This is a genomic window from Anaerotignum propionicum DSM 1682 (genome assembly GCF_001561955.1).
Taxonomy (GTDB): Bacteria; Bacillota; Clostridia; order Lachnospirales; family Anaerotignaceae; genus Chakrabartyella; species Chakrabartyella propionicum.
Map to the genome: position 1 here is coordinate 2,466,949 of NZ_CP014223.1, position 15,103 is coordinate 2,482,051.

16 protein-coding genes are annotated in these 15,103 nt (G+C 39.0%); 8 read left to right on the plus strand and 8 right to left on the minus strand.

The window, feature by feature from the left end; all coding sequences use genetic code 11:
* Window positions 1-254: 254 nt before the first annotated feature.
* From rnc to CPRO_RS11540, 4 genes are all read right to left on the minus strand, one after another.
* A complete protein-coding gene (gene rnc / locus CPRO_RS11525; RefSeq protein WP_066051959.1) occupies window positions 255-950 on the minus strand; it encodes a ribonuclease III in 696 nt (231 codons plus the stop codon).
* 2 nt (window positions 951-952) lie between these two features.
* Window positions 953-1,183: an acyl carrier protein gene (gene acpP, locus CPRO_RS11530; RefSeq protein ID WP_066051962.1), complete on the minus strand. Its 231-nt coding sequence runs from the start codon at window positions 1,181-1,183 to the stop codon at window positions 953-955.
* 157 nt (window positions 1,184-1,340) lie between these two features.
* Window positions 1,341-1,745: a hypothetical protein gene (locus CPRO_RS11535; protein WP_066051964.1), complete on the minus strand. Its 405-nt coding sequence runs from the start codon at window positions 1,743-1,745 to the stop codon at window positions 1,341-1,343.
* 119 nt (window positions 1,746-1,864) lie between these two features.
* A complete protein-coding gene (locus CPRO_RS11540; RefSeq protein ID WP_066051967.1) occupies window positions 1,865-2,404 on the minus strand; it encodes a hypothetical protein in 540 nt (179 codons plus the stop codon).
* 585 nt (window positions 2,405-2,989) lie between these two features.
* Between CPRO_RS11540 and CPRO_RS11545 the strand changes: the two genes are divergently transcribed.
* The 8 genes from CPRO_RS11545 (at window position 2,990) to CPRO_RS11580 (ending at window position 11,365) form a co-directional block, all read left to right on the plus strand.
* Window positions 2,990-4,036, plus strand: a complete 1,047-nt coding sequence (locus CPRO_RS11545; protein ID WP_066051970.1) for an ATP-binding protein — start codon at window positions 2,990-2,992, stop codon at window positions 4,034-4,036.
* A 193-nt stretch (window positions 4,037-4,229) separates the two neighbouring features.
* Window positions 4,230-5,231, plus strand: a complete 1,002-nt coding sequence (pta, locus tag CPRO_RS11550; protein ID WP_066051973.1) for a phosphate acetyltransferase — start codon at window positions 4,230-4,232, stop codon at window positions 5,229-5,231.
* A gap of 94 nt (window positions 5,232-5,325) precedes the next feature.
* Complete coding sequence (locus CPRO_RS11555) at window positions 5,326-6,522, plus strand: acetate/propionate family kinase (RefSeq protein WP_066051976.1); 1,197 nt, start codon at window positions 5,326-5,328, stop codon at window positions 6,520-6,522.
* Between the two features lie 47 nt (window positions 6,523-6,569).
* Window positions 6,570-7,076, plus strand: a complete 507-nt coding sequence (locus tag CPRO_RS11560; protein WP_066051979.1) for a YceD family protein — start codon at window positions 6,570-6,572, stop codon at window positions 7,074-7,076.
* 2 nt (window positions 7,077-7,078) lie between these two features.
* Window positions 7,079-7,258 (plus strand): 50S ribosomal protein L32, encoded by a 180-nt coding sequence (gene rpmF / locus CPRO_RS11565; protein ID WP_066051981.1) that lies wholly within the window; start codon window positions 7,079-7,081, stop codon window positions 7,256-7,258.
* A gap of 191 nt (window positions 7,259-7,449) precedes the next feature.
* Window positions 7,450-8,442: a phosphate acyltransferase PlsX gene (gene plsX / locus CPRO_RS11570; protein ID WP_066051984.1), complete on the plus strand. Its 993-nt coding sequence runs from the start codon at window positions 7,450-7,452 to the stop codon at window positions 8,440-8,442.
* A 444-nt stretch (window positions 8,443-8,886) separates the two neighbouring features.
* A complete protein-coding gene (locus CPRO_RS11575) occupies window positions 8,887-10,113 on the plus strand; it encodes a nucleotidyltransferase (RefSeq protein ID WP_066051986.1) in 1,227 nt (408 codons plus the stop codon).
* 148 nt (window positions 10,114-10,261) lie between these two features.
* The gene (locus tag CPRO_RS11580; RefSeq protein WP_066051988.1) at window positions 10,262-11,365 is read left to right on the plus strand and encodes a nucleoside recognition domain-containing protein; all 1,104 of its coding nucleotides are present in this window, start codon (window positions 10,262-10,264) and stop codon (window positions 11,363-11,365) included.
* A 2-nt stretch (window positions 11,366-11,367) separates the two neighbouring features.
* Here the strand turns inward: CPRO_RS11580 and CPRO_RS11585 are convergent, their stop codons facing one another.
* The 4 genes from CPRO_RS11585 to pyk form a co-directional block, all read right to left on the minus strand.
* Window positions 11,368-11,871: an ATPase gene (locus tag CPRO_RS11585; protein WP_066051991.1), complete on the minus strand. Its 504-nt coding sequence runs from the start codon at window positions 11,869-11,871 to the stop codon at window positions 11,368-11,370.
* A gap of 9 nt (window positions 11,872-11,880) precedes the next feature.
* Window positions 11,881-12,360, minus strand: coding sequence for a pantetheine-phosphate adenylyltransferase (gene coaD / locus CPRO_RS11590; protein ID WP_066051996.1), 480 nt, complete (start codon window positions 12,358-12,360; stop codon window positions 11,881-11,883).
* Window positions 12,357-12,917: a 16S rRNA (guanine(966)-N(2))-methyltransferase RsmD gene (gene rsmD, locus CPRO_RS11595; RefSeq protein ID WP_066051999.1), complete on the minus strand. Its 561-nt coding sequence runs from the start codon at window positions 12,915-12,917 to the stop codon at window positions 12,357-12,359. The genes coaD and rsmD overlap by 4 nt, the downstream gene beginning before the upstream one ends.
* Window positions 12,918-13,275: 358 nt before the next feature.
* Window positions 13,276-15,045: a pyruvate kinase gene (gene pyk / locus CPRO_RS11600; RefSeq protein ID WP_066052002.1), complete on the minus strand. Its 1,770-nt coding sequence runs from the start codon at window positions 15,043-15,045 to the stop codon at window positions 13,276-13,278.
* Between the last annotated feature and the right edge of the window lie 58 nt (window positions 15,046-15,103).

A 15,103-nucleotide genomic window follows, 5' to 3' on the forward strand; every position in this document is an offset into this window, starting at 1 on the left:
TTCCTCCCTTCGACATCGCCTTTTCCATATTATTCCTAACAGTATAGGATGTCAATGCCGTTCACAGCCCTATTATGTGTGGAAAAAGCCACTTTAATGCTATTTTACCAAACATACTTTATTTTCTTGTGTATTATTCATCCTTACAAAAACATATGACCTTCTTTCATCTGAATCATATTCTTCATAAAAAACTCCGATAGAATGGTTTCCATCGGAGTTTACGATACAGCGCCCTCGAGCATATGCCGTTGTCAACCGTTCATATGCTCCAATGCGTTATTTGCGGCATTTTGCTCCGCCTCTTTCTTACTGCGTCCACTTCCCTTGCCCAAAACACGGCCATCGTGGATAACTTGAGCCAGAAATACCTTATTATGGTCCGGACCTTGCTCATCAACAATTTTATAAAGCAAAGGAACCTTACTTATTTTCTGAATGACTTCTTGTAAATGAGTCTTTCCATCTAAGCTTTTAAAGTTATTTTTGGTATTGGCAATTTGTTCTTCCATAAAACGCATTACATAGCCGTTGGCTACCTCAATGCCTCCATCAATGCAAACAGCACCAATGATGGCCTCAAAAACATCTGCCAAAATAGAGTCTCGGTTTCTTCCTCCTGTACTCTCTTCCCCTTTGCCCAGCAAAATACAACGTCCTAAACCCAGGTTGCGGGATAAAGCCGCCAAAGACCCCTCGCAAACCACCGCTGCCCTAAGCTTTGTCAGCTCTCCCTCAGGCATCTGTGGAAAAAAACGATACATATACTCGCTTACCACCATATCCAAAACAGCGTCGCCCAAAAATTCCAAGCGTTCGTTGTTTTCATGACTGCCCTTTTTCAATTCATTGGCATAAGAGCTATGGGTCAAAGCTAACACCAATAGGCTTTTATCCGTAAAAGAGTACTCTATCTTTCGCTCGAACTCCTCCAGATTTAAATGATTCATACTTAGTTCTCCAATACATTTTTAATATAGGCAATTGCATCACCAATGGTTTTGATTTTTTCCGCTTCGTCATTTTCAAATTCCATATCAAAAGCTTCCTCTAAAGCAGAAATAATCTGAAATAAATCTAAAGAATCCGCACCCAAATCCGCAAAAACAGTATCAGGTGTTAAAGTATCCACCGATATATTCATCTGCTCTGCAATTACATTCATTACTACTGATTCGTCCATATAATTAACCTCCTTAATTCAACTTTATTTTTCTTTCAATACTATAACCCATTTGCTCCCATTTGTCAGTAGAAAAGCCGAAAAAAGAAAGAAACTTTTCCAGCGAATTTTCGGCAAAATAATTGCCTATCTTTATTAGATAGGCACAATTACTTTTTCATTTTGGATTTTTCAGCTTCCTTTCATATTCTAATACCAAATCTTCTAAACCTTCTATAAACATAGCCGAATCAGATATTTTGGTAAACTTCATCTCGTTTCCATCAAAAACAAGAATAAAAACCTTGTTTTTCAATCTTATTTCCTGACCTTGAATGCCTGTTCCCTCTAAATAATAAACGTTTTCAGCTTCTCTTTCGTATTCTCCCTTAATATAAATACCTAACACCTGATTCATTAAGTAAAATTCATTCGTATCAGTAACGCTTACTGTATACCCTTCATAAGAATATGTACCCTGAAAAGAACCTGTTAATATAGGTGTATCCATCACTTTTTTTGCTATGATTACACAAATTACAATGAGAAACAAATAAATGAATCTCCTTACTTTCGTTTTCATAGTCACCTCCAAGCCTTTGTCGTAAAAACTGCCTACCAATCTGATAGGCAGTCTTCTTTATTTACTTGATATTTACTTAATATTTACTTTCTTATCTATAATCTTTTTGCCCAATTATCTTATTGCACTTTAATCAAATAAAAAGACTCACTAATTTTTTTCACCTCGGCATTTGTACCTACATAATTCCATGGCAAACTAGTTCCTGCTAATCGTTCATAGCATTTATATCCGGTAACATCCACAGTTCGCTTTACCCCAAGTTTATAAAAACGGCCATCGCCAGGTACCGTAATACCTTTTCCACTTACTCCAGATTTTGATGTTCCAATATTCAAAGAAAAACTGACAGCACTACCTGCTATACTCACTGAGCAATTAGCATTTGCTCCACCATCACTCCAGATAAGCATACCAGAACCACCTGTAAAACTAGTTCCCCCCGGTAATTGTCCTCCCGCTTCCCCTAAGTCAACCGTAGTTCTTACAGTATTTCCTATTTTTTCTTTTTTTACCTCCATCTCATGAGCTCTAGTAGAAATTGGAGCATTTTCAGTACCCACATATGTTGTACCATCTTTCTCTTTCGCATATGTTGGAATGCTAATACTTGAAACACAAATTACGCAAACCAATAGTTTTGCAATATATTTCTTCATTATATTTATTCCTCCTCGTCATTTACATCTCTCATTATATGTTATTTAAGAAAAACTGTACAAAGTTTTCAGAATGCCTTCATTAAACATGTAATTTTTTCCTTTTTAAATTATATTATTTAACACTGTATTATGTCAATTATTATTTAATAAAAATTCCAGAATATGGTTGATAAAAATTCGACAATATTTTACAAGTATACATTTTCATGATTATATTTTTCTTCATAGCTTTTTATTTCAACTTATTACTTGTTAACTATTCAAATTCAATAAAGCCCGTGTATTTTTGTGCATCGTTTTTCGCTAACCTCTAAAAACGCCAAAATCCAATAAACTTAAAATGTTTATATTTAAAACCGCCAAAAAAACAGCCATTCTCATTCTTTCAAATATTAGAATAAACCTAAATAATTTAAATGGTAAATAAATAACAAATTGCATATAAAATGAATTGTTACATTTATATGTGATATAACAAAAAAAACCAAAAGAAATATTAAAAAATCGTTAAAAATTTATCTGGAAATTTATCAAAAAAAAGGATATAATTTTAATAATAGTTTACGATTTGAGGATGATAACGTGGAAAAGTTTTTAGAAAAGCCAGATTTCCTGCAAGACATCTTTGTTGAGGAATCTTGGAAAAACATTGATAAGATTGACAGCTTCATAGAAGAAAAAGCAAAAGAAGAAGACTTTTCCGTATCCAGGGAAGAGGTAGACGGCTTATTCCGCACCATGCATAGCATCAAAGGCTCTGCATCCATGATGGGATATCCCTCTATTTCAGAAACAGCCCATAGCGCGGAGGACTTGTTCTCTTATTTGCGTGAGGAAGAAAACCCTGCCCAAAAAGACTTGAAAACTATCCTACAACTACTGCGTATGGTATCCGGATTTATGAAACGGGAACTGCGTCGTATGGAAACGGATGAAGAGGTTACTGATTTTGGTTGGGCTGTGGTGCGAAGAATTAAAAATTTTTTAGCCCATGTTGATAACGAAAATGAACCGGAAGGCCCAAGCTACCAAATTGCCTATACTCGTAAAGGTAAACAAATTATTCCTTACACAAACTTTGCTTCCCTCATACCTCAAATGGAGCGCCTTGCAAGCATTATGGGAAGAGAGCTATCAAAGGAGTTTACAGTTAAAGTTTCCGGAGCAGATACAGAAGTTCCAAGGGATATTTTCGACAAAATCTCCATGGCCGTTTTACAGATGATGAAAAACAGTATGGATCACGGGTTAGAAAACACTTCTGTTCGTGAACAACTGGGAAAAACCCCCATTGGAGAAATCTCTTTAGAAATTCAAAAAGCTGGACAAAGGGTCTTTGTTGTTTTCCGAGATGATGGACGAGGCTTAGATAAGCATGGCATATTGGAGACAGCTCATGAAAAGGGTCTTTTGAAAAAACTTGAGGAAGAATATGAGGATAACGAAATTTTTGCATTTTTGTTGCGCCCGGGTTTCACTACCAAAAGCAGAGCCACAATGTTTTCAGGCAGAGGTGTAGGCCTTGATGTTGTAAATGCAACAATTTCTGCTTTGGGTGGAAGCATCCGCATTGAAAGTCGAGAGTATATGGGAACCACTTTTTTTATGGAATTTCCTGTCATCTCATAACGAAATCATATCAATTATAATTAAGAACCTGTAATTATTTATATAGCAAAAAGATGCGACTTGGCTGAAAAAATGAGTAAATTTCAGCCATTTTTTTATGTCTTTGCCCTTGTACCTGTGGGACATTTTGTTTATAATAATAGAGATGTGGGTAACAAATGAAATTCTACAATCAACTAGGAGGTTTTTTACCGTGGACTTTTTGACACTAATGAAAGAAAAGGCGAGAGCCAATAAGAAAGTAATTGTTTTACCTGAATCCTATGAAAAAAGAAACCTGGAAGCAGCAGCAGAATGCTTAAAGGATGGATTAGCAGAAATCGTATTAATCGGTAATAAAGAAAAAATCATGGAAGCAGCAGGCAGCTTTGACGTTTCCAAGGCAATTTTCGTTGATCCCGAAATTTATGATAGAATGGATGAAATGGTTGCAGGCCTTGCAGAAGCAAGAAAAAGCAAAGGCATGACATTGGAAGAAGCAAAAAAACTTCTTTTGGATGATTCCATGTTTGTTGGTGTTATGTTGGTTAAAATGGGTGTTGCAGATGGCATGGTTTCTGGTGCAATCCATTCTACTGCTGATACACTGCGTCCTGCATTGCAGATTTTAAAAACTGCACCCGGCACAGAATTGGTGTCTTCCTTCTTTATTATGGTAACACAGACACCTGAATACGGTGATGACGGAATTTTGTTGTTCGCTGACTGCGCACTCAATCAAAACCCTACTCCCGCAGAATTGGCTTGCATCGCAGGTGACTCCGCAAAGTCCTATGCTGCATTTGTAGGCAAAGAAGCAAGAGTTGCAATGCTGAGCCATTCTACAATGGGTTCTGCAAAGCATGCTGATGTTACAAAAGTAGTAGAGGCAGTAAAAATTGCGAAGGAAAAATATCCTGAAATCAAGTTGGATGGCGAAATCCAGTTGGATGCAGCAATCGTTAAAGAGGTTGGCGAATTAAAAGCACCAACAAGCCCCGTTGCTGGTAAGGCAAACTGCTTGGTATTCCCCGACATTGACGCTGGAAATATCGGCTATAAATTAGTACAGAGATTTGGTAAAGCAGAAGCTTTCGGTCCTGTGCTTCAGGGTATTGCAAAGCCCGTAAATGATTTATCCAGAGGCTGCTCCGCAAATGATATCGTGGCAGTTGTTGCTATGACAGCTGTTCAGGCTCATGTAATGGGTAAATAATTCTCCACATGTTTCTTGATCGCTTTTCAATTGAAAGCGATTCAAAATAATAAATTTTAAGTAAGAAAAGGTAAATAATGAAGGAGAGAAAATAATGAAAATTCTTGTATTGAACTGCGGCAGTTCCTCTTTGAAATACCAGCTTTTCGACATGGAAGGCGAAGCGGTATTGGCAAAAGGTCTTTGCGAAAGAATCGGTATCGAAGGTTCCAGATTGAAACACCAGCCTACCGATAAGGAAGATGTTGTTTTTAATGACTATTTGGAAAATCACGATGTAGCTGTAAGCAAAGTAATGGAAGCTTTAACAAACCCCGTTTACGGCGTAGTGAAGAGCATGACTGAAATCAACGCAGTTGGTCACCGTGTAGTTCATGGTGGCGAATACTTCTCAAGCTCCGTTGTCATTGACGATGCAGTAAAAGAAGCTTTGGAAAAATGTAGCGAGCTTGCTCCTTTGCATAACCCTGCAAACTTAATTGGTATTGCAGCTTGTGAAAGAATTATCCCCGGCGTGCCTCAGGTTGGTGTATTTGATACAGCTTTCCACCAGACAATGCCTGAAAGAGCATACCTGTATGCAATTCCTTACGAATATTATGAAAAATATAAAATCAGAAGATACGGCTTCCACGGGACAAGCCATAGATACGTTTCTGAAGAAGCTGCAAAAATGTTGGGCAGACCTTACGATCAGACAAAGACCATTACTTGCCACTTAGGCAACGGTGGTTCCATCTGCGCAGTAAGAAACGGTAAATCCATTGATACAACCATGGGCTTCACACCTTTGGAAGGTCTTGTAATGGGTACCAGAGCTGGTGACGTTGATGCTGCTGTTATCACATTCTTGATGGAAAAAGAAAAACTGACTCCTCAGGAAATGGATAATATCTTAAATAAAAAATCCGGCGTTTTGGGTATCTCCGGCGTATCCAGCGACTTCCGTGATATTGAAGATGCAAGCGAGCATGGCAATGCAAGAGCAGAAGCTGCCCTGGAAGTATTCTCTTACAAAGTAGCAAAGAGAATTGGTGCATATGCAGCAGCAATGAACGGCGTTGATTGTATCGTATTTACAGCTGGTTTGGGTGAAAACTCCGGCCCTACAAGAAGATTGATTTGTGATTACTTGGGTTACCTTGGTGTTCACATTGACTCTTACAACAATTGCTTAAGAGGAAGCGCAATCGAAATCTCTGCTCCTGATTCCAGAGTAAGAGTTTTAGTTATCCCTACCAACGAAGAATTGGTAATTGCAAGAGATACGAAGGAACTTCTTGACAAATAAGAAGCCTTTCAGTATAATATTTTAGGTACGACTATGGGGTGATTTGAATGTTACTTGGAATGGCTCAATTGTTTAGCAAAAACGGATTATCAATTCCCGTTATGCTGACTGAGCAAATCAATGATACGTCGGATTATCCCGATGTTGTGGAATTTTTGCAGCCTGTAAAGTTAGAGGGAACTCTTAAAAACGAAAATGAAACTTTCGTTTTTGAAGCAAAGGGCAATACAGAGGTCAACCTTCGGTGTGACCGTTGTCTTGCACCTGTCAGAAAAGAGCTTTGCTTCGAGATCAAGGAACGTTTTGCTCATACAGGCAGAGGAAACGAAGAGACAGAAACTTTTTCGGGGGATCAAATTGATCTTGCGGACTTTGTCAGAAGGGGTATTCTTTGTGCTTTACCTATGAAGGTTCTTTGCAGCGATCATTGTAAAGGGCTTTGCCCCGTTTGCGGAAAGAATCTAAATGAAGGTGTGTGCGAATGCGATACAACCTATATAGATCCGAGATTTGAAAGTTTAAGGACTCTTTTCAATGTTGACGAGGAGGTGTAGAAATGGCTGTACCCAAGGGACGAGTGTCGAAATCTAAAAGAGATAAGAGAAAAGCACAGAGTTGGAAAATTGCAACTCCTAGCTTGGTAAAATGCAGCAAGTGTGGTGAACTGATGACTCCTCATCAGGTTTGCAAGGCTTGTGGCGCATATAACAAAAAGACAATTATCAAAGTTGACTAATGTCAAACTCGAAAAGACAGCATACATGCTGTCTTTTCTTCTTATCTATAACATTTTTTAAGCATTGATTTGCATGGAATGAGGTTGCAATCATCACTCAATTCGAGTAAAATAATAACATAAATTAGGAAATCCTAAAGATAAAAATAATGATAGAAACACCAAAATGATGGAAGGACTCAGGTGATTTCATGGATAAAAAAGTAATCGTAGCCCTGGATGCCATGGGTGGCGACTTGGCTCCTGTTGAGATTGTAAAAGGTGCCGTAGATGCAGTAAAAGAATTAAATGTAGATATAAAGCTTGTTGGCCAGCAAGATAAGATAAATGCTGAGCTAGCTAAATACACATATCCGAAAGAACGTATACAAGTGATTCATGCTGAAGAAGTCATCGGCACGGACGAAGTGCCTACATCAGCGATCCGTAGAAAAAAGGATTCTTCCTTGGTTGTAGGGTTAAATCTTGCAAAAAGCGGAGAAGCCGATGCTTTTGTTTCTGCCGGAAGTACCGGTGCATTACTTACTGGGGCTTTATTGATTGTAGGCCGCATTGAAGGCGTAGAGCGCCCTGCTCTTGGAACTTGCCTGCCTACAAAAAACGGTTTTACCTTCCTTCTGGATAGTGGCGCAAATGTAGATTGTAAGGCTAAATATCTGGAGCAATTCGCAAAGATGGGCTCTGTTTATGTGGAGAATATTTTCGGCATGGCACAGCCAAAGGTTGCCTTGGTAAACATCGGCGCAGAAAAAGAAAAAGGAAATGCACTGACCAAAGAAGCCTATGAATTATTGGAAGTAAGCGAAAACATAAATTTTGTGGGTAATATTGAACCACGAGATATACCCTTTGGTCAAGCTGATGTCATCGTGTGTGATGGCTTTGTGGGTAATACCATTTTGAAGCTTAGTGAAGGCTTAAGCAAAACCTTGATTGATATTATTAAAGAAGAAATTACCGCAGGTTCCTACAAGTTTGCGGCGGCAATGTTAAAAACACCTTTTCGAAATGTGAAAAAACGCTTTGATTCTGATGAGGTTGGTGGTGCACCATTTATCGGCCTAAAATCTCTCGTTGTTAAAGCTCATGGCAGTTCAAATGCAAGAGCCATCAAAAATGCCATTCGCCAGTGCGTATTATTTACGGAAGCCGATATTGTTGGCAAAATAAAACATAAGCTGTAATTTGCATAAATCACAAATATTAGGGGAACCCCTTTTCCCATCTTAATAAATTGTTTTCCTAGCCCGCCTAATAATATAGGCGGTTTTTTTATGCAAATATATCCACCTATATACCTCCCCCTATAATTCAATGTTAATGAATCATGATAACTATTCTCTTCGTAGATGCTCTGAATAAACTACCCCTTTTTCTTGTCAATGCTCAGATTGATATAATAAAGAACTCTCTATTACTAGTGCAGTAAACCAAGAACGAACTATCCTCCCCTTCCGTAAGGTTCCCGAATAAACAGAATCCTTTTATTTTTCATTAACATTTCTATGTAATAAAACAAATGTCGAAAGCTTTCTGCCAACCACTTCTTTTTATACCCTTCCTTCTTGTCTTTTTATGGTATAATATATTATAAAAAGAAATACCCTCTGGGAAAAGGAGATGTAAAAATGAAAACACTTGGTATCATAACGGAATATAATCCTTTTCACCTTGGACACCAGTATATGATAGAAGAGGCGAAGAGAAAAAGTGGCGCTGACCGTGTTGTTGTGGTAATGAGCGGTAGTTTTGTTCAACGAGGTGAACCCGCTTTTTTTGATAAATGGACCCGAGCCAAAGGGGCATTGCTCAATGGTGTGGACATGGTGCTGGAGCTCCCTGTTTTGTTTGCTACCGCAAATGCAGAAACTTTTGCCTCTGCCGCAGTTAGAATTCTAGAAGATACAGGAATTGTGGATATCCTTGCTTTTGGTTCAGAAAGCGGAAACCTTCCTGCGCTTCAGGAAGCAGCGAAATTAATGACAAATGAGACTGAGGAATATCGCTCTCTTCTAAAAACCCACCTGGATGAGGGTCTGTCCTACCCAAGTGCCCGTGCTAAGGCTATGGAAACCATTTCAAATATCAATAGTGAGATTTTAAGCCAACCAAATCATATTTTAGCGTTGGAGTATTTAAAAGCTCTGGAGCGCTACCAATGCAATATGACCCCATTGGCTATCAAACGTGAAGGTGCGGCCTATCATAGCACCTCTTTGGAAAGTAAATTTGCTTCTGCCTCAGCAATACGAACAGGAATACTAGAAGAACAACTGGCAGAGTCATTCTCTCAAGTTCCGGAAAATTGCTCTTCACTATACAGCAAAGCTCTTTCCTTAGGAACAGCTCCTGTCCTCTGGAAAAACTATGCAGGGCCGTTAAACTATAAATTAAGAACCATGTCCCCAGAAGATATGAGACAGATTTTTGAAGTAACAGAGGGTCTGGAAAACAGAATTTTAAGATCAATCGATTCTGCCTACGAGATTGAAGATATAATTAATTTTGTCAAATCCAAACGCTATACCCGAACGAAAATACAACGCATCCTTCTTCATGTTTTACTGGATATCAAAGGCGCTGAGGTTGCGTATTTTATGAAAAAACCTTATATGCCTTACATACGTGTTCTAGGTTTCCGCAAAGAAAATGCCGAGCTATTAGGGGATCTTACAATGAACGCCAAATGCCCTGTTCTGACTAATTTAAAAAAGGCCCCTGAAATTCTCAATGAAGACGGCCTGCACCTGCTGGCACTGGAAAAAACCGCCACTGATTTATATGCGATGGCAGCACCCACACCTCTTTATCGTGGTGCTAATCAAGATTTTACTATGCCAATGGCGATTCTATAACAAGAATCTCTATTAAGATTATCATTCTTAAAAATAAAAGGACTACACAGCTTCTTCATACCATTTCCTGCTTTACTTGTAACATGCCTTCATAGAACAGCGTTTCGAGGCATAAATTGTAACAATACATAATGGAAGAAGTATTAAAATGAGAAAAAACTCCTTCGTTATCCTTTGTACCTGTTTTTTAATTTTCGCCTTACTACGCTATCCTCAGGCTATGTTGGCAGCAAGTACAAAGGGTGTCATGCTATGGTTTAATCAAGTTTTGCCCTCCTTGTTCCCATTTATGGTGGCCTGTGGGCTATTGTTGCGGATGGGCGCTGCGGAAACAGTGGGGGAATGGCTAAGGCCTCTGATGAAACCCCTCTTTGGTCTTCCGGGAATTGCTGCATTCCCTTTTTTTCTTGGAATATTTTCCGGTTATCCCATGGGAGCAAAAATCACCGCCTCATTGTATTCAGAAAAAAAAATTTCACTTTCACAGGCGGAACATATTTTATCCTTTTGTAATAATCCCGGCCCACTGTTTCTGGTTGGAACAGTAGGTGCCGCTTTTTTTCAAGCACCTTATTGGGGATACATCTTCTTACTTTGCTGTTTTTTTGGGGCAGTTGCAACGGGAATCCTGTTTCGCCTGTTTTATCCTCAAAATTCTTGGGATGATTCTCTTCTCTATCATAAAAAAAGCCCTCCGTCTATCACACAGTGTCTCCCTCAAACCATTGCTGATTCCATGGATACTGTCACGCAAATCGGAGGCTATATCATTCTTTTTGCCGTTTATGTGGAGGCTTTTCAACAAGCAGGTTTATTGCATCTTATTGCAAAAGCCTTTTCTTTTTTGCCCTTCTCTGTGGACTTTTTTTCCGGGGTGTTAGGTGGATTGCTTGAAATGACCAACGGAGCATTTCTCTTAAGCTATGCCCCAGACCCATTGATTTATAGACTCACCGCAACCTGTATGCTGGTGGCATTGGGAGGTCTGTCCATTTTATGCCAGACCATGGGAATTTTAAGAAATGTGCCCATAAAAAAAAGCCGCTATCTTGCGGCTAAAATTTGTAATAGCATATTTAGTGGTCTGTTTTTTTATATTGCATTTCCATTCATTGAAAAATACGTACAAAAAACAGTTCCTGCCTTTGTTATGATGGCAGAAACTGAATTTTTCATTCCCGTTTCATATTTAAAATGCAGTCTTTTGTTTCTTTTCTTCGTTTTTTTATACACTCTACGGCAAAAACAATAGGATTATTTGCCTAAGCGCAGTTCCTGAATATTTTCAGCTAATACGTTCAGCGTTTGGGCAAAATAATCATCGGTTTTTATACTTTCACTGTAAACAACGGCTTTCAATTCTTTCAGCTTACCCTCTGCATCAGCCAAAACACCCTCTGCGTACTCCATGGCGCCTAAGCGCATTTCCTTGGAGGTCTTTTTTGCTGAATCAATAATGGCCGCTGCCTGCTCATACGCCTTTTTCGTTACCTCATTATCGTCAACCATTCTTACCATGCGGTCTTCCGCATTTTTCAACAGTTCATCCGCTTCCCTTTGCGCATCTATCAAAATCTTATTTCTTTCCTCAATGACCCATTTTGACTGCTTTAATTCATTGGGAAGCTTCATGCGGATTTCGCTGATAATATCATAAATTTCGTCTTTATCAACGGATACCTTGTTGCTAAAAGGCACCCCCTTGCTACTATCTAAAATCTCTTCCAATTCGTCTAATAATTGCAAAACAGAATCCATAGCATTCCCTCACTTCTTATATTTTTCTAAAATAAAAGGCTTAATTTGCTGAGGAACCATAAAATCAATATTCCCACCAAAAACTGCAACTTCTTTAACATTTGTGGAACTTAAGCAAAGATGATCCTCATCCGCCGCTAAGAAGACCGTTTCCATATCCTTCCCAAGCTTACGGTTAATTAAATACATCTGATATTCCACTGCAAAATCCATCGTATTACGAAGCCCTCTCACTGCCGCAGTTGCGCCAACTTCCTTCGCAAAGTCAGCTAATAGCCCGCGAAAAGAGGCAACTTCAATATTTTCCATCTCCGAAAGAACCAATTCCAATTGTTCTTTTCTCTCTTCTACTGTAAATAAAGAGCATTTATTGGGATTTTCCAAAACTGCAACAACCAAAATATCAAACAGCTTTGCCGCTCGCCTGATAATATCCATATGTCCTAATGTGATAGGATCAAAGCTTCCTGCGTAAATAGCTTTTCTCATAAATTTTCTTCCTCCAGGCACAGAAACGTCATAACCGTTGTTCTGTACTCTTTTTCGCGTAAAACCCGAAGCCCGGGTATGGGTACAAGGGGAATTTGTGCGGCACGTTCAACAATAATATAACCATTTTTTTTAAGCAACCCACCTCTGACAATTTCTTTGAGTGTGGACTCTGTCAGCCCAGCTGCATAAGGCGGATCTAAAAAAATAATATCAAATATAGTCTCTTCCTTTGAAAGCTGAGTCAAAGCCTGAAGTACTTCTAAGCCCAATACTCTCCCTAGCTTGTCCAATCCGGTATGCAGTAGATTTTCCCGAATAATCTGTTGACACTGGAGATTATTCTCTACAAAAACTGTCTTTGACGCACCGCGGCTTAATGCCTCAATGCCAATGGCTCCACTTCCAGAAAACAAATCTAAAAAATTTGCCTCAGGCAAATCAAAAGCAATAATATTAAATAAAGTCTCCTTTATCCTGTCTGTGGTGGGTCTTGTGGATAAACCTTCAATTGTTTGTAGTTTTCGTCCTTTTGCCAACCCAGAGATTACTCTCATATCATACCACCCGCTACTTTCCGTTTCGTTACATCATTCTTACTATATCAAAAATCTTAATAAAACACAATAAAAAACTCTTTCATTTTCTTTAACTATAGAGGATTTATACGAATATCTGGCATCTAATTAAAAAAACATACCAACTTATTAATTGTAGCAAAAACAGATAAATAAATCTTGGTATATTATTTTCCAATACTTATTCTGCACTACTGTCACTTTGCAACCAAGGGAAAGAATCATTTTTTACATCATTTGAATGCTTTTCAATTTCGACTGTTTTTACTCTCCCCATTTATCATATTCTTTTTCATGAAAAAGGTCATACCAAATAGGTACGACCTTCATTTCACTATCAATCTTTTTGTTTGTCTCCAGGCAATCCTGCATACACAAAACCTGTTGCCGCATCAACTGAAATCAAAGCATCACAAGGAATAAAATCTGTAACCTTTGCATTACAAATAATTACGGGAATATTCAATGCTCTTCCTGCAATCTCCGCATGGCAGTTTTCACTATGGTCTAAAGGTCCAACAATAATCGCAGATGCCTTTTGAATATATGGCATAAAATCATTATCCGTAGAAGTTGCAACTAAGATATCACCCTTTTGAAAGTTGCGCTCTATATCTTCCCGAACCTTAATAACTCTTGCTCTGCCGCTGGCCTTTTTGTTTCCCACACCAATTCCTTTGCACAGCACATCCCCTACAATGTCAACTCGAAGGGTGTTGGTAGCGCCGCTTACGCCTAATGGCATACCAAGTGCCATTACAACGGTATCACCGTTTTTCACCAATCCGCTGGCTTGAATGATATTCATACCGGTGTCGAAAACTCTTCCCTGTGGAAGCTTATCTTTATGCAACATTGGTTTACAGCCCCATACCAGATTAAGCTGACGCCAAACCCGTTCTGCCATCGTTGCCGCAACAATAGGGCAAACAGGTCTATGTTTGGATATCATTCTGGCTGTGAAGCCCGATTGTGTAATGGTACATATACACGCAGTGTTCAATTCAGCCGCAGTACTGCAAGCTGCAAAGCTAATGGCATTGGTGATATTCGTAGTTACACCATCTGGCTGTCTGGTTAGTAACTTACTGTAATTAATACTGCTTTCTGTTTTTTCTGCAATACGAGCCATGGTTGCGACTGCTTCAAGGGGATAATTTCCCGCTGCGGTTTCCCCAGAAAGCATAATGGAATCACTTCCGTCAAAAATAGCATTGGCAACATCATTTGCTTCTGCTCGAGTAGGTCTTGGGCTATTCACCATGCTTTCCAGCATTTGTGTAGCAGTGATAACCGGTTTACTACGCTGGTTTGCCTTTGCAATCAGTTGCTTTTGAACCAAGGGTACTTCTTCAGGGTGAATTTCCACACCCAAGTCACCTCTGGCAACCATAATACCATCAGAAACCTCTAAAATTTCATCAATATTATCCACGCCTTCTTGGTTCTCAATTTTTGCAATAATATGGATACCGTCGCCGCCATTTTTCTCCAACACTCTTCTAATTCTTGTCACATCGGCAGCAGAGCGAATAAAGGATGCTGCTACTATATCAAATCCGTTTTTAATACCGAATTTTAAGTCTTCTATGTCTTTCTCTGTTAAAGCAGGCAAATTCACTCTTATTCCTGGCAGATTTACACCTTTTTTGGAACCAACCTTGCCACCGTTTATAACGGAACATTGCACCTCAGGTCCTACGATGCGATCAACCTTAAGCTCAATCAAACCGTCATCAATTAGGATACGAGAACCAACCTGCACATCTTTAGGCAAATCTAAATAGGTTACAGATACCTTTTCTTTGGTTCCTTCTATATCCTCCGTGGTAAGCGTAAATTTGTCTCCCTGCTCCAGAATAATTTTACCCTCGGCAAAGGTTTTAATTCTGATTTCAGGGCCTTTTGTGTCCAGTATCAAGGGAATGGGTACACCCAATTCCTCTCTAGCCTGCTTTAGTTTTTTAATCATCTCCCCATGAGATTCATAAGTCCCATGAGAAAAATTCACACGAGCGGCGTCTAACCCATTTTGAATTAAACTTTTCATAATCTCAACACTATCCGTTGCCGGCCCCAGTGTGCATACAATTTTTGTCCTGCGCATTGCAGTACCTCCTCTTTCTGTACAATTAATAATATAAAACAATTAAAATCCTTGGATA